The 22,927-nt window shown below is 70.9% G+C and carries 22 protein-coding genes; 19 read left to right on the top strand and 3 right to left on the bottom strand.

The window, feature by feature from the left end; all coding sequences use genetic code 11:
• From F3J10_RS14285 to F3J10_RS14200, 18 genes are all read left to right on the top strand, one after another.
• The coding region (locus tag F3J10_RS14285; protein WP_167242342.1) for a dihydrolipoamide acetyltransferase family protein at positions 1-840 on the top strand (840 nt) is incomplete at its 5' end.
• A gap of 4 nt (positions 841-844) precedes the next feature.
• Positions 845-2,242: a dihydrolipoyl dehydrogenase gene (gene lpdA / locus F3J10_RS14280; protein WP_167242341.1), complete on the top strand. Its 1,398-nt coding sequence runs from the start codon at positions 845-847 to the stop codon at positions 2,240-2,242.
• A 743-nt stretch (positions 2,243-2,985) separates the two neighbouring features.
• A complete protein-coding gene (locus tag F3J10_RS14275) occupies positions 2,986-4,032 on the top strand; it encodes an autoinducer binding domain-containing protein (RefSeq protein WP_167242340.1) in 1,047 nt (348 codons plus the stop codon).
• Positions 4,033-4,336: 304 nt separating this feature from the next.
• Positions 4,337-5,932, top strand: a complete 1,596-nt coding sequence (locus F3J10_RS14270) for an amino acid adenylation domain-containing protein (protein ID WP_167242339.1) — start codon at positions 4,337-4,339, stop codon at positions 5,930-5,932.
• Complete coding sequence (locus tag F3J10_RS14265; protein ID WP_025101656.1) at positions 5,929-6,189, top strand: acyl carrier protein; 261 nt, start codon at positions 5,929-5,931, stop codon at positions 6,187-6,189. Before F3J10_RS14270 ends, F3J10_RS14265 begins: the two co-directional genes overlap by 4 nt.
• Positions 6,190-6,342: 153 nt before the next feature.
• A complete protein-coding gene (locus tag F3J10_RS14260) occupies positions 6,343-7,251 on the top strand; it encodes a chlorinating enzyme (RefSeq protein WP_025101657.1) in 909 nt (302 codons plus the stop codon).
• Between the two features lie 3 nt (positions 7,252-7,254).
• Positions 7,255-8,064 carry an alpha/beta fold hydrolase gene (locus tag F3J10_RS14255; protein WP_166913503.1) on the top strand — a complete coding sequence of 270 codons (810 nt, stop codon included), beginning with the start codon at positions 7,255-7,257 and terminating at the stop codon, positions 8,062-8,064.
• 8 nt (positions 8,065-8,072) lie between these two features.
• On the top strand, positions 8,073-8,756 hold the full coding sequence (locus tag F3J10_RS14250) for an RraA family protein (RefSeq protein WP_167242338.1): 684 nt from the start codon (positions 8,073-8,075) through the stop codon (positions 8,754-8,756).
• Between the two features lie 11 nt (positions 8,757-8,767).
• On the top strand, positions 8,768-9,754 hold the full coding sequence (locus tag F3J10_RS14245) for a branched-chain amino acid transaminase (RefSeq protein WP_345791209.1): 987 nt from the start codon (positions 8,768-8,770) through the stop codon (positions 9,752-9,754).
• Complete coding sequence (locus F3J10_RS14240; protein WP_166913504.1) at positions 9,751-10,581, top strand: alpha/beta fold hydrolase; 831 nt, start codon at positions 9,751-9,753, stop codon at positions 10,579-10,581. The genes F3J10_RS14245 and F3J10_RS14240 overlap by 4 nt, the downstream gene beginning before the upstream one ends.
• Entirely contained in the window at positions 10,578-11,471 is an 894-nt protein-coding gene (locus tag F3J10_RS14235; protein WP_013689124.1) for an acetaldehyde dehydrogenase (acetylating), read from the top strand. The genes F3J10_RS14240 and F3J10_RS14235 overlap by 4 nt, the downstream gene beginning before the upstream one ends.
• A complete protein-coding gene (dmpG, locus tag F3J10_RS14230; RefSeq protein WP_167242337.1) occupies positions 11,468-12,601 on the top strand; it encodes a 4-hydroxy-2-oxovalerate aldolase in 1,134 nt (377 codons plus the stop codon). Before F3J10_RS14235 ends, dmpG begins: the two co-directional genes overlap by 4 nt.
• A gap of 52 nt (positions 12,602-12,653) precedes the next feature.
• A complete protein-coding gene (locus F3J10_RS14225; protein ID WP_025101663.1) occupies positions 12,654-13,040 on the top strand; it encodes a cupin domain-containing protein in 387 nt (128 codons plus the stop codon).
• Between the two features lie 58 nt (positions 13,041-13,098).
• On the top strand, positions 13,099-13,701 hold the full coding sequence (locus tag F3J10_RS14220) for a LysE family translocator (protein ID WP_025101664.1): 603 nt from the start codon (positions 13,099-13,101) through the stop codon (positions 13,699-13,701).
• Between the two features lie 31 nt (positions 13,702-13,732).
• Positions 13,733-14,350 carry a flavin reductase family protein gene (locus F3J10_RS14215; protein ID WP_025101665.1) on the top strand — a complete coding sequence of 206 codons (618 nt, stop codon included), beginning with the start codon at positions 13,733-13,735 and terminating at the stop codon, positions 14,348-14,350.
• The gene (locus tag F3J10_RS14210) at positions 14,347-15,270 is read left to right on the top strand and encodes a 4'-phosphopantetheinyl transferase superfamily protein (RefSeq protein ID WP_167242336.1); all 924 of its coding nucleotides are present in this window, start codon (positions 14,347-14,349) and stop codon (positions 15,268-15,270) included. The genes F3J10_RS14215 and F3J10_RS14210 overlap by 4 nt, the downstream gene beginning before the upstream one ends.
• 73 nt (positions 15,271-15,343) lie before the next feature.
• Positions 15,344-16,696 carry an LLM class flavin-dependent oxidoreductase gene (locus tag F3J10_RS14205; protein WP_167242335.1) on the top strand — a complete coding sequence of 451 codons (1,353 nt, stop codon included), beginning with the start codon at positions 15,344-15,346 and terminating at the stop codon, positions 16,694-16,696.
• A 162-nt stretch (positions 16,697-16,858) separates the two neighbouring features.
• Positions 16,859-17,758 carry an NAD(P)-dependent oxidoreductase gene (locus tag F3J10_RS14200; protein WP_326494097.1) on the top strand — a complete coding sequence of 300 codons (900 nt, stop codon included), beginning with the start codon at positions 16,859-16,861 and terminating at the stop codon, positions 17,756-17,758.
• Positions 17,759-17,858: 100 nt separating this feature from the next.
• On the opposite strand, the gene F3J10_RS14195 is transcribed toward F3J10_RS14200, so the two are convergent.
• On the bottom strand, positions 17,859-18,551 hold the full coding sequence (locus F3J10_RS14195) for an HAD family hydrolase (RefSeq protein ID WP_167242334.1): 693 nt from the start codon (positions 18,549-18,551) through the stop codon (positions 17,859-17,861).
• 111 nt (positions 18,552-18,662) lie between these two features.
• Complete coding sequence (locus F3J10_RS14190) at positions 18,663-19,433, bottom strand: TetR/AcrR family transcriptional regulator (protein ID WP_167242333.1); 771 nt, start codon at positions 19,431-19,433, stop codon at positions 18,663-18,665.
• A 50-nt stretch (positions 19,434-19,483) separates the two neighbouring features.
• Between F3J10_RS14190 and shc the strand changes: the two genes are divergently transcribed.
• Positions 19,484-21,523 carry a squalene--hopene cyclase gene (shc, locus tag F3J10_RS14185; RefSeq protein ID WP_166913510.1) on the top strand — a complete coding sequence of 680 codons (2,040 nt, stop codon included), beginning with the start codon at positions 19,484-19,486 and terminating at the stop codon, positions 21,521-21,523.
• Positions 21,524-21,633: 110 nt separating this feature from the next.
• Here the strand turns inward: shc and F3J10_RS14180 are convergent, their stop codons facing one another.
• Complete coding sequence (locus F3J10_RS14180; RefSeq protein WP_240154692.1) at positions 21,634-22,782, bottom strand: hypothetical protein; 1,149 nt, start codon at positions 22,780-22,782, stop codon at positions 21,634-21,636.
• Positions 22,783-22,927: the final 145 nt, after the last annotated feature.

The following is a 22,927-nucleotide window of genomic DNA, read 5'->3' as shown; positions in this document are numbered from 1 at the left end:
TGGGATCTCGGCATCGAGCTGCGCTTCGTGCGCGGCTCGGGCGAGGCGGGCCGGATCCTGCACGAGGATCTCGACGCCTGGCTGCAGGGCAGCGGCGCCGCCGCGGCGCCGGCCGGCGCGCGCGCGGCCTATGCCGAGCGCCACGATGAGGAGGCGGTGCCGGTGATCGGCCTGCGCCGCAAGATCGCCGAGAAGATGCAGGAAGCCAAGCGCCGCATCCCGCATTTCAGCTACGTCGAGGAGATCGACGTGACCGAGCTGGAGACGCTGCGCGCCGAGTTGAACCGCCGTCACGGCGAGACGCGCGGCAAGCTCACCATGCTGCCCTTCATCGCGCGCGCGATGGTGGTCGCGCTGCGCGACTTCCCGCAGATCAACGCGCGCTACGACGACGAGGCCGGCGTGGTGACGCGCCACGGCGCCGTGCACCTGGGCGTGGCCACCCAGAGCAAGGGCGGGCTGATGGTGCCGGTGGTGCGCCATGCCGAGGCGCGCGACGTCTGGGCGCTGGCCGCCGAGGTGGCGCGGCTGGCCGAGGCGGCGCGCGCCGGCAAGGCCTCGCGCGAGGAACTGAGCGGCTCGACCATCACGCTGAGCAGCCTGGGGCCGCTGGGCGGGGTGGTATCCACGCCCGTCATCAACCATCCCGAGGTGGGCATCGTCGGCGTGAACCGCATCGTCGAGCGGCCGATGATCCGCAACGGCCTGGTGGTGGCGCGCAAGCTGATGAACCTGTCGTCCTCGTTCGACCATCGCGTGGTGGACGGCATGGACGCGGCCGAGTTCATCCAGTCGGTGCGCGCGCTGCTCGAACAACCCGCCCTGCTATTCGTGGACTGAGCCGATGAGCGAACCCATCAACACCACCTTGCTGGTGATCGGCGGCGGGCCCGGCGGCTACGTGGCCGCGATCCGCGCCGCGCAGCTCGGCGTGCCGACCGTGCTGGTCGAGCGCGCGCGGCTGGGCGGCACCTGCCTGAACATCGGCTGCATCCCCTCCAAGGCGCTGATCCACGCGGCCGAGGAATTCGACAAGGCCCGCCATTACGCGAAGGAATCGCCGCTGGGCATCAGCGTGGCCTCGCCGGCGATCGACATCGGCCGCACCGTGGCCTGGAAGGACGGCATCGTCGCCAGGCTGACCGGCGGCATCGGCACGCTGATGAAGCGCCACGGCGTGGACGTGCTGCAGGGCGAGGCGCGGGTGATCGACGGCAAGACCGTCGAGGTCGCGCGCGAGGGCGGCGAGCCGCTGCGCGTGCGCGGCGAGCACCTGCTGCTGGCGGCCGGCTCCGAGCCGGTCGCGCTGCCCTCGATGCCGTTCGGCGGCATCGTGCAATCGTCCACCGAGGCGCTCTCGCCGAGTAGCCTGCCCCGGCGCCTGGTGGTGGTGGGCGCCGGTTATATCGGCCTGGAGCTGGCGATCGCCTATCGCAAGCTCGGCGTCGAGGTGGCCGTGGTCGAGGCCCAGGCGCGCATCTTGCCGGCCTGGGACGAGGCGCTGACCAAGCCGGTCGCCGCCTCGCTCGGCAAGCTCGGCGTCGCGCTGCACCTGGAGCGCAAGGTGCTGGGCCTGAACGCGGGCGGCGACGCCGTGCGCATCCAGGACGCGGCCGGCGCGGAACACGCGCTGCCGGCCGATCGCGTGCTGGTGGCGGTTGGCCGCCGGCCCCGCACCCAGGGCTGGGGGCTGGAGGCGCTGCAGCTCGATCGCGAGGGCCATGCCCTGAAGATCGACGACCAGTGCCGTACCTCGATGCGCAACGTCTGGGCGATCGGCGACCTGACCGGCGAGCCGATGCTCGCCCATCGCGCCATGGCGCAGGGCGAGATGGTGGCCGAGATCGTCTCGGGCAAGCGGCGGCGCTTCATGCCGGCCGCGATCCCGGCGGTCTGCTTCACCGATCCCGAGGTGGTGTCGGTCGGCCTCGCGCCGCACGACGCGGCCACGCCCGAGGACGCGCTGGTGGCCAGCTTCCCGCTGTCGGTCAACAGCCGCGCCATGACGCTGGAGAGCAGCGACGGTTTCGTGCGCGTGGTGGCGCGCCGCGACGATCACCTGATCCTCGGCTGGCAGGCCGTGGGCCGCGGTGTCTCGGAGCTGTCCGCCGCCTTCGCGCAGTCGCTGGAGATGGGCGCGCGGCTGGAGGACGTGGGCGGCACCATCCACGCCCATCCGACGCTCGGCGAGGCGGTGATGGAGGCCGCCTTGCGGGCGCTCGGCCACGCCCTGCATATCTGAAACGAACCGGCCGTCGCGCGCGACGGCGCGTGACGGCCGGCTGCAGCAAGCCTTGAACAACAAGGCCGGGACGCCTGGCGGACCCGGCGATCAGGCATTCGACGACGAGAGAGTGCGAAGTCTGAACTGACGACCAAGGAACGGCGGGGCGAGCAGGCCGTGGCGCGGGCAACCGCGCTCACGGCCGGGCTCGCACCCGCCGTCATCGTCTCTGCAATCCGGCCCGAGTCCAGGAGACGCCTCGGGCCGCCCGAGCGAACCGGCACCGTGTGCCGCGGCCCCAGGCTGCGGCCGCGCGTGTCGCGCGCGGCGCCGTGCCGCCGCGCTCCATTGGTTCGCCGCCTGACGTTCGCCGCATGCGGGCCGCCCTGGCCATCCATGCGGCGGCGGTGCCCGGCCTCGGCCGCGGCGCCGCTGCGTCGCGTGCCGCCTTCCCGGCGGCCCATCAGTCCGTTTCGATCGGCTCGCATCCCGGCCAGGACGAGGCAGCGCCTCGCCCGCGCCGGTTTCGCGATCCGCCTTTTCTCGTCGCCCGAGATCCCCTGCGCGCGTCGGCACGCCCGCCGCGCGGTTGATCCCACCGATGGCCGTCGGTGCGTGTGACGCGGAGCGAGGCTTGCCGACCCACCTATTCGTCCCCGTCGTTCGAGGCGTTCACGCCCGTACGCAAACCGCTCCCGCCGCGATGCCGGCGGGACGGCCCGCCATCGCCTTCCACTCCCTGCACAGGTGGTCCGGCGCTCATGGCTCGACACTCCGCTTTGCCTTCCTATCTCTCCCCCGATCCCCATTACGACGATGCCCTGCAGATCCGGCACGGCGTGGTGGGCGGGGTTCGTCTCTCGCTGGTCGCGCGCGGCGACGCCGAGCGCGGCTTCGTGTTCGAGCGGCATCGCCGCGCGCCCGGCGAGCCGGTCTCGATCCAGCGTCTCGACGCGAGCGAGCGCGCGGCGCTGGCCGCCTTCGTCGCGCATGACCCGTTCGCCGCGCCGCTGGCCAACGAATATCGCGCGGTGCTCGACGCGCTCGAGGCGGGGCTCGCGCGGGCCGGCGGCGCGCCGCGCCTGGACGAGCCCGCCTATGCCTCCGAATGCGAGAGCGACGCCGAGCTGATCGCGCTGATGCGGCGCGTCACGGCGGCATGCGATGCCGCGCAATGCTTCTTCCACTGGTTCGTGTTCGACGAGCCGAGCGGCGAACCCGCCGTCCATCACCTGCTGGTGGGCGGCGATCCGGCCTGGGCGCAGCGCTACACGGGCGGCCACTGGTACCTGAACGACCCGGCGCTGGCGGCCGCGCGCGAGGACACGCGGCCGATGCGCGGCAGCGCGCTGGCGCTGCCGGCCGGCCACTGGCTGCCGCGTCACGGCGCGGCGCACGGCATGGGCAGCCACCAGTTCCACCCGGCGCACCGCCGCGACGTGGCCACCGTGGGCGTGCTGCACGTGAGCACGCCGCATCCGCCGCCTGCCGGCGAGGACCGGCTGTGGGCGCATCGCCGCCAGTTGCGCGGGCTGGCCAACGAGCTGCTCGAGTGGCAGGTGCTGCGCCGCCGCCGCGAACTGGCCGACACGCTGGCCCTGGAGACGCGCGAGGTGCAGGCGCTGCGGCTGGTGGCGCGCGGCGGCAATGCGCGTCACGTGGCCGAGGAGCTCGGCGTGGGCGAGCGCGCGGTCTACCAGCTGTTCAGCGCGATCAACCGCAAGCTCGACAGCGAGCACATCCGCGTCAGCGCCAACAAGGCGCGCCAGCTCGGCTTGCTCGGCGACGGTTATATCGCGGAGCGATAACAAAATGCATGCATATGCAGTAAACGATCTAAGTCCTTACGCACGGCAATCCCGTTACTGTTCGTCTCAGCAGTCGAACACCAGAAACACGATAGACACGAGAGATACGACCCCGCCGCGAGGGGCCGCCAGGAGAGAGGCGGCCGAGGCTCGCGGCGGGGTCGCCACGACAAACCGAGGGGCCGGTCGCGGCCGCGAGCCATGGCGCATGCAATCCAGCCTGCGCGCTCGCCGGCGAACCGGCGCGCGATGCCGCCCGCCTTGCTGCCGAAGGTGCCCGCAGAGACACATCGGAGGAGGCGACATGGAGCAGCCAGGACACATCGTTCACGCGATCCAGACCCACGCGCTCGGCACGCCGTATCGACCGGCGCTGACCGACAGCCGCGACGATTTCAGTTACGCCGAACTCGACAGCTTCAGCACGCGTTTCGCGCTGCGCCTGCAGTCCTACGGCTGCGCGCCGGGCGACCGCGTGGTGATGGCGGCGAGCCGCCGCGCGCTGCTGGTGGCGGCCATCGTCGGCAGTTTCAAGGCCGGCTGCGTGCACGTGCCGCTCGATCCCGGGATGCCCGCCGAGCGGCTGCGCTACATCCTCAACGACATCGCGCCGGCCCTGGTGATCGTCGACGACGAACTGGAGGCCGAGGCGCGCGCGGTGCTGCCCGGCGCGATCCCGGTGCTGCGCCTGGCCGACCTGGAGCGGCTGCGCGACCACGACGAGGCCACCCCCAGCGACGCCTGCGTGCGCGCGCTGCCGCTGCCCGAGCTGGACGGCTCGGCCACCGCCTACTGCATCTACACCTCGGGTTCCACCGGGCGGCCCAAGGGTGTGCTGATCAATCATCGCAGCATCGTCGATTTCTTCGAGGGCACGCGCGAGGTGTACGACGTGAAGATGGCCTCGCGCTGCGCCAGCTTCTCGCCGCTGCACTTCGACGTCTACCTGATGGACATGCTGTTCCCGCTCGCGCAGGGCGCCCACCTGTACGTGCACGACGACGTGATCGTGCCGGACATCATGCTCGACGCGCTGGTGGCGCATGACGTCACCCACTTCTCGGCCTGGGGCATGATGCTGGGCCTGATCGCCCAGGCCGAGGGTTTCGAGGCGGCGCGCCTGCCGGCCTTGCGCCGGATCCTGACCGGCACCGACGTGCCCGACATCAAGACCATCCAGCGCTGGCTGCGCAAGACGCCCGGCATGCAGGTGATCAACGCCTACGGGCCCACCGAGGTGACCTGCGCGTCCACCGCCCACCTGATCGGCGAGATCGAGCCCGAGCGCCGCACGCTCTACCCGATCGGCAAGCCGCTGGCCCACGTGCGCGTGCTGCTGGTGGGCGAGGACGGCCGCGCGATCGACGCGCCCCACGTGCCCGGCGAGCTGCTGATCGGCGGCAGCCAGGTGATGGAGGGCTACTGGCACCTGCCCGAGGAAACCGCCGCGCGGCTGCTGCGCATCGACGGCGTGCCCTTCTATCGCACCGGCGACCTCTGCCACTGGCTCGAGGACGGCAGCCTGTTCTACCAGTGCCGCCGCGACAACGAGATCAAGCTCGGCGGCTATCGCATCCATCTCAACGAAATCCAGCGGGTCATCAACAGCGTGCCGCACGTGCACGCCAGCGAGATCGTGCTGCTCGACACGCGCCACGGCGAGAAGGTACTGGCCGCCGGGGTGCTGTTCGAGCAGGGCAGGCCGGTCGACGCCGAGCGGCAGACCGACACGATCCGGCAGCGCCTCGCGGGCGAGCTGCCGGCCTACATGGTGCCGCGCCATCTGGCGGTTCTCGACCGGTTTCCGCAGCTCTCGTCGGGAAAGACGGATCGCAAGGCGCTTCTGTCGATATTGCAGCAACGCATCAACGCAAGCCACCAGGAGGAAGTCAATTCATGAAGACCGTAGATATCTTGATTCAGGTGCTGGAGAACGTGATCGGCGCGAAGCACGTGACGCCCGAGGCGCGCTTTCTCGACATCGGCGGCAATTCGCTGAACCTCGTCGAAGTGCTCAAGCAGCTCAAGGCGAAGCTCGGCATCACGCCGCCGCCGCGGCTGTTCTTCGACCGCACGCGCTCGACCGTCGCCGAGCTGGCCGCGGCCACCGACGCGCTGCGCGAGGCCAGCCGCAGCCCCGCCGAGGCGGCCGGCTGAGCCTCGCCGGCAGCGGCACCCGGCGGCGATACCCGGCAACCCGTAGCGACCCGTAACGACACCCGACAGGGCGCGAGCCCCGACCCCATGCAGTGAGCCGTGACGACCCGAGCGAGCCCGCGACGGTCTTCCCTATTGATCAGGAGAACTGAGATGCAGAAGCGTTTCCATCTGTCCGAGGAAGAAAAGAAGTTCTTTTACGAGAACGGTTATGCCGGCCCGTTCACGCTCTACGAGCCGGAGGAGATGACGCGCGTGTGGGAGGAGGTCCGCATGGACCTGCTGGACACCACCAATGCGGCCTTCCCGGACAGCAAGCTGAACTACGACCGGCACCTCGACATGCCGAACCTGAACCGCATGATCAGCCACCCGGCGATCGTCGACCGGATCTCCAGCATCCTCGGGCCGGACGTGCTGAGCTGGCGCACCGAGTGGTTCCCGAAGTACCCCGGCGACGAGGGCACCGACTGGCACCAGGCCGAGAGCTTCGTCGAGTTCGAGGGCACCGAGAAGCTGGAGCCGACCGCGGCCGAGGAAGGCCGCCCCTGGGAGCTGACCGCCTGGGTGGCGATGAGCGAGGCCACCAAGGCCAACGGCTGCCTGAAGCTGATGCCGGGCAGCCACCGCACCTGGTACTTCGACGAGAAGCGCAACATCCCCTTCGAGCCGGAGAACTTCAACAAGCGCGTGCTCGACGACGGCCAGAAGTCCGGCTTCTACGGCTACGACTACGAGAAGCTCAAGCTCGACCCGAAGTGGAAGCCCGACGAGGCGCGCGCCGTGCACATGGAGGTCAAGCCGGGCCAGTTCTTCATCTTCACCTCGCGCTGCATGCACGGCTCGAACTCGAACTCGACCAAGGATTCGGTGCGCTTCGGCTGGGCCACGCGCTTCGTGCCGACCCACGTGAAGGTGTACTCGGGCCAGGACTCGTTCCACCACTTCGGCGAGGTGCTCCCGCTCGATCGCTACTCCACGGTGCTGGTGGCCGGCGAGGATCGCTACGGGCATAACCGCGTGGCCCAGCCGCTCGCCGCGAAAGCGGCGGCCACGGCCTGAGCGATGGCCGGCGCCGAGATGGCCAGGCCCCGTTCCGACTGGCTGCTGCCCGGCGCCGGCCAGCCCCGGCCCGCCGGGGGCCCCGCGCCGCGCGCGCGGCTGGTGTGCTTCCACTACGCGGGCAGCGGCGCCTCGATGTTCGCGCCCTGGGCGGCGGCCCTGCCCGACGAGGTGGAGCTGCTGGCGGTGCAGCTGCCGGGCCGCGAGACCCGGCTCGATGAGCCGCTGCGCCACGCGATGGAGGAGGTCGCGCCGCCGCTGGCCGAGGCGCTCGCGCCCTGGCTGGACCTGCCCTACGCGATGTTCGGGCACAGCACCGGCGCGCTGATCGCCTTCGACGTGGCGCGGCGCCTGCGCCGGCGCGCGCTGCCGCCGCCGCGCGTGCTGATCGCCTCGGCGCAGAACGCGCCGGACGTGAAGCCGCCGGTGATCCGCCACGTGCTCGACGACGCGGCCTTCGTGGAGGTGCTGCGCGGCTGCCGCGGCACCCCCGAGGCGATCCTCGACGATCCGGTGCTGCTCGACCTGCTGCTGCCGCGCATCCGCGCCGACGGCGCGGTGTTCGAGACCTACCGCTACCTCGAGGAGGCGCCGCTCGACTGCCCGATCGTGCTGTTCCACGGCACGCGCGACGCGATGGTCGACGAGGCGGGGCTGGCGCGCTGGGCCCGCGAGACGCGCGGTGGGTTCCGGCGCCGCGAGTTCGGCGGCGGCCACTTCTTCGTCCACGAGCAGCAGGCGGCGGTGCTGGACGAGATCAACCGGGAGCTGGCCGTGCTGCTCGACGAGCCCAGCGCCCTTCCTATCGGATGAGACACACCATGACGCAATGGAATACGGATGAGGAGCTGTTCGCGCTGATGCGCGCCGAGCTGGCCACCTGCCCCTTGAGCGACGTGCTCGAGCAGCTGGGCTTCGGCCATCCGATGCTGCCGCCCGAGATCCGGCCGCTGTCGCCCGGGATGGTGATGGTCGGCCGCGCGATGCCGGTGCAGGACGATCCGCCGGTGCCGCATGGCGGCCTCAGGCGCTTCGACGCCAAGCCCTTCGGCCTGCTGTTCGAGTCGATCGAGGCGCTGCGGCCCGGCGAGGTCTATATCGCCAGCGGCGGCCCGGTGGACGCGGCGCGCATCGGCGACCTGCTCAGCGCGCGCGTGAAGAAGATCGGCGCGGCCGGCGTGGTGCTCAACGCCCGCGTGCGCGACGCCAACGCGATCGGCGAGCTGGGGCTGCCGGTGTTCTCGCGCGGCACCTATGCCTACGGGCTGCAGGGGCGCCACAACGTGGTCGACTACCGCTGCTCGATCCAGGTCGGCCAGGTGCGGGTGCGCCCCGGCGACCTGCTGTTCGGCGACAACGACGGAGTCTGCGTGATCCCGCGCGAGGTCGAGCACGAGGCGGTGACGCGCGCGCTGGCCAAGAACCGCCTGGAGCGCAAGGTGCGCGAGGCGGTGGGCGCCGGGCGCAGCGTGGTGGATGCCTTCAACGAATACAGCGTGATGTGAGGAGACGGCCCGTGAGCCAAACCAGCAAGCAGGCAGGCATGATCTGGAAGAACGGCGAGATGCTGCCGTGGGAGCGCGCGCAGGTGCACGTGATGAGCCATGCGCTGCATTACGGCACCAGCGTGTTCGAGGGAATCCGCGCCTACGCGATCGGCGACAAGGCGGCGATCCTGTGCGGCCGCGAGCATTACGAGCGGCTGCTGTTCAGCTGCAAGGTGGCGCGCATTCCCTCGCCGCTGACGGTCGAGCAGTGGATGGCGGTGAGCGCCGACACGCTGCGCGCCAACGGGCTGCGCAGCGCCTATCTGCGCCCGCTGGTGTATCGCGGCGCGGGGCCCTCGCTCGGGCTCGACGCGCGCCAGCACCCGGCCGAGGCGCTGCTGGCCGCCACGCCCTGGGGCGCCTACCTGGGCGAGGAGGCGCTCACGCTGGGCGTCGACGTGCAGGTCAGCAGCTGGCGTCGCAACGGCCCCGGCGCGGCCAGCACCATGGCCAAGATCGGCGGCCAGTACATCAACGGCCAGGCGATCGTGATGGAGGCGCGCGAGAACGGCATGAGCGAGGGCATCGCGCTCGACGGCAACGGCTTCGTCAGCGAGGGCAGCGGCGAGAACGTGTTCCTGGTGCATCGCGGCGAGATCTTCACGCCCTCGGTGGGCAGCAGCATCCTGAGCGGGATCACGCGGCAGTGCGTGATGCGCATCGCGCGCGACCTCGGCTACACCGTCACCGAAACCAGCATTCCGCGCGAGATGCTCTACCTGGCCGACGAGATCTTCTTCACCGGCACCGCCGTCGAGATCTGCCCGGTGCGCTCGGTCGATCGCATGCCGGTGGGCAACGGCGTGCGCGGGCCGGTGACGCGCGCGATCCAGGACCGCTACTTCGGCATCGTGCGCGGCACCCATGCCGACAAGTGGAACTGGCTTACCACCGTGCCGGTGCCGCTGGCCGGCGAGGCCGCCGACCAGCCGGCGCGTGCCGGGGCGGCCTCATGAGCGCGCCGCGCGAGACGCCCTGGCTGATCCCCCAGCCGGCGCCGAACGGCCGGCCGGCGCGCTTGCGGCTGTTCTGCTTCCACTACGCGGGCGCCACGGCCTCGATCTTCCGCAACTGGCGCGAGGGCTTGCCGGATTGGATCGAGCCGGTGGCAGTGCAACTGCCGGGCCGCGAATACCGGCTCGCCGAGCCGCTGGTGGAGGACGCGCAGCCGATCGCCGCCGCGCTGGCCGAGGAGATCGATAGCTGGCTCGACCTGCCGTTCGCCTTCTTCGGCCACAGCATGGGCGCGCTGATCGCCTTCGACCTGGCGCGGCTGCTGCGCGAGCGCGGCCGCGGCGAGCCGGCGCTGTTCGTCGCCTCGGGCCGCAACGCGCCGCGTTTCCGCTGGCGCGACGCCGGCATCCAGGCGCTGCCCGACGAGCCCTTCATCGCGGCGGTGCGCGACTACAACGGCACGCCCGACGCGCTGATCGACGAGCCGTCGATGCGCGATCTGTGGCTGCCCCGGCTGCGCGCCGACCTGACCATCTCGGCCTGCTATCGCTACACGGATGCGCCGCCGCTGGCCTGCCCGCTGCTGGTGCTGCACGGCACCGACGACGGCCTGGTCAGCGACGAGGGGCTGGCCGGCTGGCGCGAGGAGAGCCGCGGGCCGATCCGCTACGTGCGTTATCCCGGCAATCACTTTTTCCTGCACAGCGACGAGGCGTGCGTGCTGGCCGAGCTCGGCCGCGCGCTGGCCGAGGTGGTGCCGTCCGGATCGCACGGATCGTCGGCATCGCCCGCGCGGGTTGCACAAACCATGGAGGAGAACGGCAGATGAAGCAGCGAACCCCACGCACCCGCGTCGCCATCCTCGGCTCGGGCAGCATCGGCATCGACCTGATGTTCAAGGTGAAGGCGTGCGAGCAGTTCGAGCTGGCCTGGGTGGTCGGCCGCAACGCCGACAGCGACGGCCTGCGCCTGGCGCGCGAATGCGGCGTCGCCACCTCGAGCGACGGGCTCGATTTCATGAAGGACCAGGTCGACGGCTACGACCTGGTGTTCGACGCCACCTCGGCCGCGGCCCACACGATCCACAACCGCTTCTTCGCCGAAGCCGGCAAGTTCGCGATCGACCTCACGCCGGCCAAGCTCGGGCGGCTCTGCGTGCCCTGCATCAACCTGCCCGACACGCAGGCGGTGCAGAACGTCAACCTGATCACCTGCGGCGGGCAGGCCAGCCTGCCGCTGGCCTGGGCGCTGCGCCAGGCGGTCGATTCGATCGACTACCTGGAGGTGGTGTCGGCGATCGCCTCGCGCAGCGCCGGCATGGCCACCCGCGAGAACATCAGCGAGTACCAGGCCACCACCGAGTACGCGCTGGCGAAGTTCAGCGGCGCCAAGCGCACCAAGGCGATCCTCAACATCAACCCGGCCGAGCCCGGCATCCGCATGCAGACCACGCTCTATGCGCAGGCGCGCTACCGGGATTTCGAGCGGGTGCGCGAGCGCGTCGAGGCGATGGCGGCCCGGGTGCGCGAGTACGTGCCGGGCTACCAGCTGGTGGTGGCGCCGCTCGAGAGCCAGGGGCGCATCACCATGAGCCTGACCGTGCGCGGGCGCGGCGACTACCTGCCCGAATACGCCGGCAATCTCGACATCATCAACTGCGCGGCGCTGGCGGTGGCCACGCATCGGCATGCAACCCTCAGCACGGGAGTCCCATCATGAACCTGATCAGCGACGCCACCCTGCGCGACGGCAATCACGCGATCCGCCACCAGCTCGGCCGCGAGCAGATCGCCGACTACGCGCGCGCGGCCAACGCGGCCGGCATCGACATCGTCGAGGTCGGCCACGGCAACGGGCTGGGCGGTTCGTCCTGCCTGCTCGGCCAGACCCCGATCGACGATGCCCTGATGCTGGAGACGGCGCGCGCGGCGCTCACCACCAGCTGGCTCGGCGTGCATTTCATCCCGGGGCTGGGCAAGGCCACCGACATCGAGCTGGCGATCGAGGCCGGCGTGGACGTGGTGCGGGTGGCCACCCACTGCACCGAGGCCAATGTCGCGCGGCGCTTCATCGAGCAGACGCGGCGCGCGGGGCGGGTGGCCTACGGCGTGCTGATGATGTCGCACATGGCGCCGCCCGAAGTGCTGCTGGCCCAGGCGCGGCTGATGCAGGACTACGGCGCGCAGGCGGTGATCCTGATGGACAGCGCCGGTTATTCGACGCCGAACCTGGTGCGCGAGAAGGTGCGCCTGCTGGTGGAGGCGCTGCGCATCGACGTGGGCTTCCACGCCCACAACAACCTCGGCCTGGCGGTGGCCAACAGCCTGGTGGCGCTGGAGCAGGGCGCGCGCATCGTCGACGCTTGCGTGAAGGGCTTCGGCGCCGGCGCCGGCAATACCCAGCTGGAGACGCTGGTGGCCGCGATGGAGCGCGAGGGGCATGCCGCGAACACCAGTTTCGAGCGCGTGACGGCGCTGGCGCGCGAGAGCGAGGCCTTCCTGAGCCCGAAGACGCCGCATATCGCCGCCGCCAACATCGCCAGCGGCTTGTACGGGCTGTTCTCCGGCTACGTGCCGCATATCCAGAAGGCCGCGCTCGAATTCGGCGTGAACGAGTTCGAGCTGTACCGGCGGCTGGCCGAGCGGCGGCTGGTGGCGGGGCAGGAGGACATCATCACCGAGGAGGCGAGCCGGCTGGCGCGCTCGCCGGAGGCAGGCGGAGCGAGCGGGGCAGGTGGCGGGGCGGCGGCCGGCGAGGCGGCAGCAGCGACAGCGAGCGGGGCCGCCGGAGCAGCCGGCACCGGCCCGGCCGCCCGGCGCCGCGAGACGGCCGGCGAGCTGTCGGCCTGAGCCGCGCGCTCGCCGCGCATCGATACAAGACGAACAGCATGGAGACAAGCACATGACAGGACTGAACCCGCAAGGCCAGGGCCATTGGGAGGGCATCGAGCGCGAGGTGCTGACGCCCGACATCGAGCGGCAGGTGGTGAACGGCGACGCGCTGATGATGGCCCGGCTGTTCCTGAAGAAGGGCGCCTTCGTGGCCACCCATTCGCATCCGAACGAGCAGTTCACGCTGATCCTCTCGGGGCGCCTGCTGTTCCGCTACGGCGAGCGGCTCGAACACGAGGCCGAGGTGGGCCCCGGCGGCATCCTGCACCTGCCGGCCAACCTGCCCCACAACGCGTTGTGCCTGGAGGATGCCGTCGATCTCGACATCTTCACGCCGCCGCGCGCCGACTGGCTGGAGCCCGACGGCAACCGCTACTTCGCCGGCGCCCGGGCCTGAGCCTCGCGCTCCGCGGCGAACCCGAACGAACCTGAGAGAGAACACAAGGAGAGACATCGTGCTGCTCGAAGCCGCGCTGATGAAGATGGTGATGTACGTGTCCCTGGTGCTGGTGGTGCCGGGGCCGACCAATACGCTGTTGCTGTCCTCGGGGCTGAAGGTGGGCCTGCGCGGAACCTGGCCGCTGGTGATCGCCGAGGCGCTCGGCTATACCGTGGCGATCTCGGTGTGGGGCTTCTTCCTCTGCACCTTCGCGGCTACGCGCCCCTGGCTCTACGACGCGGTGAAGCTGGCCAGCTCGGCCTACATCTTCTTCCTGGCCGTGAAGATGTGGACCCGCAGCCGCGTGATGGAGGACCTGTCGATCCGCCCGATCAGCTTCCGCGACCAGTTCGTGGCCACGCTGATGAACCCCAAGGCGCTGCTGTTCGCCAGCACGCTGTTCCCGATCGAGGCCTTCCGTTCCTCGCAGGTCTACTTCACCGCGTTCGCGCTGTTCCTGGTGGTGCTGGCGCCGATCGGCCTGGGCTGGTCCTGCCTGGGCGGGCTGATCACCTCGCGGCGCGCCTGGGCCGAGCGCACCTCCACCCTGCTGCGCGGCGCCTCGCTGGTGCTGCTGATGTTCTCGGGGACGCTGATGTACTCGATCCTCAAGAGCTGAGCCCGACGAACCGACACGACAAGGAGAGATGATGGCAAGCCCCTGGATGGATGACACGGCGCTGGCCGCGCGTGCGAGACGCGCGGCGGCGGGTGGCGAGGCGAAGGCCGCCGTCGAGGCCGCGGTTGCGGCTCGTGACGTCGATCGCGATGCCGCCGCCGGCCGCGAACTCGCGCAGCAGTTCCGCCACGCGATGCGGCGGCTGACGGCCTCGGTGGCGATCGTGGCGACGCGCGAACACGGTTCGCGCTATGGCATGACGGCCACCGCGCTCAGCGCGCTGTGCACCGAGCCGCCCTCGATCGTGGTCTGCATCAACCGCAACGCGAGCCTGTACCTGCCGCTGTCGCGCACGCGGCGCTTCGCGGTCAGCCTGCTGAACGCCGGGCAGCACGAACTGGTGGCGCCGTTCAGCGGCAAGCTCGAGCACGCGGCGCGCTTCGGCTTCGGCGACTGGCGCGAGGCGCGCGGGCTGCCGGTGCTGGCCGGCGCGCAAGCCACCTTGCTGTGTCGCGTCGATGCGCTGCACGCCTATGGCAGCCACGACCTGGTGATCGGGCGCGTCGAGGCGGTGACGGCCGCGCAGGCGGTGGCGCCGCTGCTCTGGCAGGACGGCGCACCGGCCGCCGCGCGGGCGATCGGCGCATGAGCGGCGGCGCGCGCGGGTTCGGGCTGGGGCGCGAGGCGGCGGCCAGGCGGCGTGGCGGGCGTTGGTCGTCGCGTCGGCATCTCGATCGCGCCGACGTGCCCGTCGAGGCGAGCTCGCCGACGCGCCGATATGCCGGCGGCATCGAACGCTTCTCGCTTGCCGCCGATCGATCCCGGCCCGTGCCGCTGCCCGACAACGAAGCTCATATCTGGATCGCGCGCGTCGCCGCCTGCGATACGCCGCGTCGCCGCGCGCGCTACCTCGCGTTGCTCGACGCGGCCGAGGCCGAGCGCCACGCGAGGCTCGCCACCGACGCGCTGCGCTTCGAATACCTGCTCACGCGCGCGCTGTGCCGCTCGGTATTGTCGGCCTACCAACCCGCTGTGGCGCCGGCTGCCTGGCGCTTTCGCACGGGCGAGCACGGCCGCCCCGAACTGGCCGGCACGGACGAGTCGCCGCTGCGTTTCAACCTGTCGAACGCGGGCGGGGTGGTGGCCTGCGTGATCACGCGCCGCGTCGATGCCGGCATCGACATCGAGGACAGCCATCGTCGCGTGGATATCGACGGCATCGCCGCCGCCTTCTTCACGCGCGACGAACGACGCGCCCTGCGCGCGTTGCCGACGCCGCTGCGCCGCGAGCGTTTCTTCGCGCTCTGGACGCTCAAGGAGGCGTATCTGAAGGCGCGCGGCGTCGGCCTGTCGGCGCCGCTCGATGATTGTTCCTTCAGCTTGCCGCGCCACGCGCGCAGTGCCTCGCGCCCGCGCTTCGCGGCAGCAACCGGCGATACCGCGCGCGACTGGCAATTCGAACGCTTCGCACTCGACTCGCGCTACCGGCTCGCGCTCGGGCTGCGCCGCGGCCCGGCGCCGCCGATGCGGCTGCGCTGGCGCGAGTGCGTGCCCGAGCCGCGCCGCTGAATCGATCACCCGCGCCCGCCGGCTCCGCGCCGGTCGCGCGCGGCCCATTCCCATCCCGCGAGGAAGCATGGCCATGCAGAACCAACGCAAGATCAATTTCGGCATCCTGATCCAGGGGCCCGGCGCCAACATGAACGCCTGGAAGCACCCGAGCGTGCCGCCCGATGCCAGCGTCAACTTCGATTTCTACGTCGATCGCGCGCGCCGCGCCGAAGCCGCCGGCATCGCCTTCGCCTTCATCGCCGACGGCTTGTTCATCACCGAGAAATCGGCGCCGCACTTCCTGAACCGCTTCGAGCCGATCGCGCTGCTCTCGGCGCTGGCCGCGCTGACCACGAAGATCGGCCTGGTCGGCACGGTGTCCTCGCCCTACAGCGAGCCCTACAACGTGGCGCGCCAGTTCGCCTCGCTGGACCTGATCAGCCGCGGCCGCGCCGGCTGGAACGTGGTGACATCCTCGCTGGAGGGCACCGCGCGCAACTACGGCCGCGCGCATCCCGACCACGCCGAGCGCTACGAGATCGCCGCCGAGCATCTCGACGTGGTGCAGGGCCTGTGGGACAGCTGGGACGACGACGCGCTGATCCGCGATCGCGCCAGCGGCCGTTTCTTCGACCCGGCCAAGCTGCATCGGCTCGATCATCGCGGGCGCCACTACACGGTCGACGGCCCGCTCAACATCCGCCGCTCGCAGCAGGGCCAGCCGGTGATCTTCCAGGCCGGTTCCTCGGGCGACGGCGTGGCCTTCGCGGGCCGCTACGCCGACGCGGTGTTCTCCAACGGCGGCAGCTTCGAGGATGCGCGCAACTTCTATCGGCGCGTCAAGACGGCCGCGGCGGCGGCCGGGCGCGATCCGGACCACGTCAAGGTGTTTCCCGGCATCGGCCCGATCGTCGGCGCGAGCCAGGCCGAGGCCGACGACAAGTATCGCCAGGTGCGGGACCTTCTCTCGCCGCAGGAGGCGCTGGCCTATCTCGGCCACTTCTTCCAGCAGCACGACTTCAGCGTCTATCCGCTCGACGGGCCGTTCCCCGAGATCGGCGAACTGGGCAACGACGGCTTCCGCTCCACCACCGACAACATCAAGAAGCTCGCGCGCGAGCGCGGCCTGACGCTGCGCGAGGTGGCCTACGAGGTGGCCACGCGGCGCTCCAACATCGGCACCTCGGAAGCCTTCATCGGCACGCCGGGCCAGGTGGCCGACGAGATGATCCGCTGGGTGGAGGAGGGCGCCGCCGACGGCTTCATGCTGGGGCTGCCGGTGGTCGGCTTCGGGCTCGACGACATGATCCGCCACGTGCTGCCGGTGCTGACCGAGCGCGGGTATTTCGACCCGCTGCTGCGCGGGCGCACGCTGCGCGACCACCTCGGCCTGCCGTATCGCGAGAGCCGCCACGCGGCGGCCGCACAGGTGGCGGCGATTTAGATACACTGGGCAGCGCGCGCGGCCGATCGCCGCCGCCCGAGCGGGGAGGCAAAGCGGGGACACACCGGGCCGTACCCGGGGCAACCCGCCCGCGTTCGACCGTTCGACCGCTTTCCGCCGTTCCCCGCCATCACCACCTGAGCGCCGCCACGAGCGGCGCGCATGATACGGAGACATTCCATGAAAGTCGGATTCATCGGCATCGGCGTGATGGGACAGCCGATGGCGCTCAACCTCGCCCGCGCCGGCATCGAACTCGTGATCTGGAACCGCTCGCCCGAGCGCTGCGCGCCCTTGCGCGAAGCCGGCGCGCAGGTGGCCGACACGCTCGACGAGGTGTATCGGCAGGCGCGCATCGTGATCCTGATGATGGCCACCGACGAGGCGCTCGATGCCGTGCTCGGCCGCGGCACGCCGGCCTTCGCCGCGCGCGTGGCCGATCACCTGATCGTGCACATGGGCACCGTGTCCGCCGAGTATTCGCGCGGGCTCGATGCCGATATCCGCGCTGCCGGCGGCCGTTACGTGGAAGCGCCCGTGTCGGGCTCGCGCAAGCCGGCCGAGGCGGGCCAGCTGGTGGCGATGCTGGCCGGCGAGCCGGCCGACGTGGAGGAAGTGCGGCCGCTGCTCAAGCCGATGTGCCACGAGTCGGTGGTGTGCGGGCCGGTGCCGACGGGCCTGCTGATGAAGCTCTCGGTCAATACCTTCCTGATCCCGATGGTCACCGCGGTGGCCGAGGCCTCGCACCTGGCGCGCCGCTACGGGCTCGACATGCAGCAGTTCCAGAAGGTGCTCGACGCGGGCCCGATGGCCAGCGCGGTGTCGCGCGTGAAGATCGACAAGCTGGTGAGGGAGGATTTCGAGGTGCAGGCCTCGATCGCCGACGTGCTGAAGAACAACCGGCTGGCCGCCGAGGCCGCGCGCAACGCGAACCTGGCCTCGCCGCTGCTCGATACCTGCTTCGAGCTCTATACCGAGACCTTGAAGCTCGGGCACGGCGGCGAGGACATGGCCGCCGTGGTGCGCGCGATCGAGGCGCGCACGGACAAGCGGCAGGGCTGAGTCGGGAGGCGGCGCCGGCTGTCCATGAGCCGCCGGCGGGGGCGGCTTCGCGGGGTGAGCGCTGTCGCCGCCGAGCCGCCGAGCCGTGGCGTGGCGGCGCTCAGCGCGCCGCGCCGCCGGCCGTCTCGCTTTCGCGCCAGGCCGCGTCGAACGCGGCCATGTCGGTCCACACCGGAATCTCAGGCGGGAACGGGTTCTCCTCGCCGGGCGCGACGATGCCCGCGAAGGGCATGCCCAGCTCGCGCGCCGCGTCGTATTCCGTGAACGAATCGCCGATCGCCAGCACTTGATCGCTGGTCCAGTCGCCATGGCGCAGCACCTTGGCGAAGGCCACCGGCTTGGTGGTCGGCGAGCCGGTGATGGTCTGGAAGTAGCGCGCGAAATCGCGTTCGCGCGTGATGCGTTGCAGGTCGTCGTCGGTGGTGCCCGAGATCAGGTGCAGCGACAGCCGTGCCTGCATCCGCTCCAGGAAGGCGCGCGCGCCGGGCAGTTCTGGGCAGTCGCCGATGCGCGCCATCAGCAGCTCGCTGTAGCGGCGCGCCCGCGCCTCCACCGCCGCCGGATCCGGCTCGCGATTGAAGATCGCGCGCTCGTAGTAGGCCATCTTCGCGACGCGGCCGACGCCGCCGTGATGCGTCAGGTGCGCCAGCATCTCGGCCTTCTGCGCCTCGCTGATCGGCTCGTCGTAGCACTCGAAGAACAGGTGGACCTTCATCCACACCGAATCGAGGATCACGCCATCGAAATCGAAGGCGATCGCGCGGATCGTGTCGAACGGGATCGGGGTAGACATCGGCGGGCTCCGGAAACGAGAAAGTCAAATGCGGGTGGGACGGGGGGGCTTCATGGCGCGTGGCGCCGGCAAGGCGGGACAGCGGGGAAGGACGGCGCGGCAGCCCGGCTTTCAGGCTCCCGACAGGGTCATGGTCTCGAGCTGGCGCACGATCTCGTCGCGCAGCCCGCTCGGCAGGTTCTGGTAGCCGAGCAGCTCCGAGATCCACAGCCCGTCGGCGGCGAGCCGGCAGATCATCAGCCGCGCGGCCTGCTCGAGCGGCAGCGGATCGGGCCGCGCGATCTCGCGCATCGGCTGGGCCCAGCGCTCGCGCGCCTCGGGATCGGTCATCATCGACGAGACCAGCACGCGCAGCAGGTTGGTGCTGGCGGCCGGCGAGGTCTCGTTCATCGCCGCGTGCAGGTAGGCGCGCGCGTTCGCGCCCGGCGGATGCGGATCGCTCGCGAGGTGCGCCTGCATGGTCTGCTCGAAGCGCTCCAGGGTCTGGCCGAACAGCGCGTCGAACAGCGCCTGCTTGCTGCGGAAATGGTATTGCAGCCCGCCCTTGCTGACGCCGGCCCGCTCGGCCACCGCGTCGAGCGTGACGGCCTGCACGCCCAGCTCGGTGGCGATCTCGGCGGCGGCCTGCAGCAGTTGCGCGCGCACGTGCGCCGGGGCTTTCTTGCGGCGGTTGCCGCGCGCGTCGTCGCCGGCGGCTGCGCGCGGGTCGGCGGCGGAGGCTGCGTTGGCGGAAGCGGCGGGGCTGGAGGCGGAAGCCGGGGCGAAGGCGGCGTCGTCGGACGCGGCGGCGGATGCAGGACCCGGCGCTGGCGAGGAGGAGGCGGGCGCGGCGGCGCGGCTGTCGGGCGGCGTGCCGGGCGCGGAAGGCCGGATGGGATTCATCCGCGCATCTTAGCATCGTCGTTCCCATCCAAACAATCCGGCCGGATGGTATGATCCGGCCGATGAAAAATTCCGATCTTCCCCTTCCATCGATGCTCGATGCCGCGATCCTGCGCGGCCGGGATGCGCTCGCGCAGCGCCAGAATGCCGACGGTAGCTGGTGCTTCGAGCTCGAATCCGACGCCACGATCACCGCCGAATACATCCTGATGATGCACTTCATGGGGAAGATCGACGATGCGCGCCAGGCCCGCATGGCGCGCTACCTGCGCGAGATCCAGCGGCTGGCCACGCACGGCGGCTGGGACCTGTACGTGGACGGCGCGCCCGACGTGTCGGCCAGCGTCAAGGCCTATTTCGCGCTGAAGGCGGCCGGCGACAGCGAGCACGCGCCGCACATGGCGCGTGCGCGCGACACCATCCTGCGCCTGGGCGGCGCCGCCAAATGCAATGTGTTCACGCGCATCCTGCTGGCCACCTTCGGCCAGGTGCCGTGGCGCGCCACGCCCTTCATGCCGATCGAATTCGTGCTGTTCCCGAAGTGGGTGCCGATCTCGATGTACAAGGTCGCCTACTGGGCGCGCACGACCATGGTGCCGCTGCTGGTGCTCTGCTCGCTGAAGGCGCGCGCGAAGAACCCGCGCGGCATCGCGATCCGCGAGCTGTTCGTGACCGCGCCCGAGGACGAGCGCAACTACTTCGCGCGAGGTGGTTTCGTGCGCAACCTGTTCCTCGGCATCGACCGCACGCTGCGCCCGCTCGACGCGCTGATCCCGAAGGCGCTGCGCCGCCGCGCGATCCGCCATGCCGAAGCCTGGTGCGCCGAGCGCATGAACGGCGAGGACGGCATGGGCGGCATCTTCCCGCCGATCGTCTACAGCTACCAGATGATGGACGTGCTCGGCTACGCCGAGGATCACCCGCTGCGCCGCGATTGCGAGGACGCGCTGGAGAAGCTGCTGGTCGAGCGACCCGACGGCAGCATGTACTGCCAGCCCTGCCTGTCGCCGGTCTGGGACACGGCCTGGGCCACCATGGCGCTCGAGCAGGCGCGCGCGGTGCCCGACACGCGCGATCGGCCGGCCGTCTCCGAGGCGGACTTGCAGGCCGGCATCACGCGCGCCTACGACTGGATGGCCGGCAAGCAGGTGACCGAGCTCAAGGGCGACTGGATCGAGAACGCGCCGGCCGAGACGCCGGCGGGCGGCTGGGCCTTCCAGTACGAGAACCCCTATTATCCCGACATCGACGACAGCGCCGTGGTGGCAGCCATGCTGCACCAGCGCGGCCGCGCGATGGCGCGCCTGACCGGCACCGATCCCTATGCCGAGGTGGTCACGCGGGGCTTGGACTGGATCCGCGGGCTGCAGTCGCGCAACGGCGGCTTCGGCGCCTTCGATGCCGATTGCGATCGCCTCTACCTGAACCTGATCCCCTTCGCCGATCACGGCGCGCTGCTCGACCCGCCCACCGAGGACGTCTCGGGCCGCGTGCTGCTGTGCTTCGGCGTGACCGGCCGCGCCGAGGACCGGCCGGCGCTGGCGCGCGCGATCGACTACGTGAAGCGCACCCAGCGCGAGGACGGCAGCTGGTGGGGCCGCTGGGGCACCAACTACATCTACGGCACCTGGAGCGTGCTGGCCGGGCTCGCGCTGGCCGGCGAGGATCGCTCGCAGCCCTACATCGCGCGCGCGATCGACTGGCTGCGCGCGCGCCAGAACGCCGACGGCGGTTGGGGCGAGACCAACGACAGCTATGTCGACCCGGCGCTGGCCGGCACCAACGGCGGCGAGAGCGCCTCCAATTTCACGGCCTGGGCGCTGCTGGCGCAGATGGCCTTCGGCGACTGGCAATCGGAATCGGTGCAGCGCGGGATACGCTACCTGCTGTCGGTGCAGCAGGGCGACGGCTTCTGGTGGCACCGCTCGCACAATGCGCCGGGTTTCCCGCGCATCTATTACCTCAAGTACCACGGCTATACCGCCTACTTCCCGCTGTGGGCGCTGGCGCGTTACCGGCGCCTGTCGCAGGCGCGCGTGGCGGCCAGCGATGCGCCTGCCGCTGCTGCCGCCGCGGCGGCGCTGCATTGAGCCGGCCTTAGGCGGCACGGCGCCTCGAATTGAAAATCGGGCATCCAGCTCAGGCTGGATGCCCGATTTTCATTTGGGCTGCGAACGATGGCGCGAGGGTGCCGCGAGCCTCAGCTCGATGCCGGGCGCGTGGCCGGTTTCACCGGTACCGCGCAGGGCCGGTAGCGCGGCTTGGTGCTGGCCACCGCCACGCAGGCCGTGACGCCCGAGGCGGGGCCGGCGCGATGGCCCGTCACCTGCACGGTGCCGTCCAGGCGGTTCCAGTGCAGCTCCGGCTTCGGATCGCCGGCGAAGGTGACGCTGCCCACGCCGACATCGCCGTCCACCGCCAGCGTGCCCTGCCATGACTGCAGCGCGTGGGCCTCGTCGTAGTCGGCCGACATCGAATCGACGTCGAAGGAGAAGCCCTTGGCGCGCTCGACCTGCGAGAACGTGCCGTGATACCAGAGCAGCGACCAGCCGCGCGAATCGGCGGCGCGCGTGACCACCGTGGCGGGCGGCCAGGCGATGTCGCCGATCGTCACCGTCTTCGCGAGGCGGCACTGGATCAGGTGCGGGGTGGGCGCATGCGCGTCGCCGATGTCGATGCGCGTGCCGATGTCGGTGACGGCCGCGCAGGGCCAGCCGTCGATGCTCTGCTCATAGGCCAGCGCGACATCGAAGGTGCTGTCGTCGTCGCTGTCGCGATGCTCGATGCCGCGGATCGACAGCGTGCCGAGCGCGACCGGCTGGTCGCTGCTGATGGCGCTGGGCTGCGAGGCCTCGCCGTGATCGTCGACCGGCGCGTACTGCACGTGGCTGCCGGCGGGGAAGGTCGCGCCGCCCATCGGCACCGGCGCCTCGGCCGTGCGCGTGGTGGCCGAGCCCTGCGGGGTGAGGCCGCGCGGCTCGGTCATCATGAACCAGCCGAAGGTGACGGCGAGCCAGAGGAAGGGCGCGGCCAGGAACAGGCCGCTGGCCAGATAGCGCGTGCGCGGCCGCACGCGCCGCAGCATCGTGAACAGGAATAGCGTCAACAGCACCCAGCCTGCCGCCAGCGCGACGATCGCGATCATGCCGACGCCGCCCAGTTCGCCGGCTTCGGCACGACAGAGCAGCGGCGTGGCGCCGGTCGCGAGCGCGACGGCCGCGCGCGCGGCATGGCGCCGGAAGGCGCGACGCGGGATGGCGTGGGCCGGATTCGATCTGCTCAGGTTCGTGCTGGATACCGCTTCGGACAGCTTGGAATGGGTCGTCGATGTCGTATCGATCTTTGTCATCGGTGTTCCGGAATGGCCTGTTACGTCGCCACGATACACGAGCAGAGCGCCGGCATATACGTGAGGCGGGCCCGCGATTCGCATGCGAAGCGGCCGGCGCCGCCGCGACGGCCCGCGTAAACGATACCGACCGCGGCGATTGTTG

Source organism: Burkholderia sp. Cy-637, from assembly GCF_011753175.1.
Classification (GTDB): domain Bacteria; phylum Pseudomonadota; class Gammaproteobacteria; order Burkholderiales; family Burkholderiaceae; genus Burkholderia; species Burkholderia gladioli.
The sequence above is the reverse complement of the archived record's forward strand: the minus strand, read 5'-3'. Positions and strand labels throughout refer to the sequence as shown.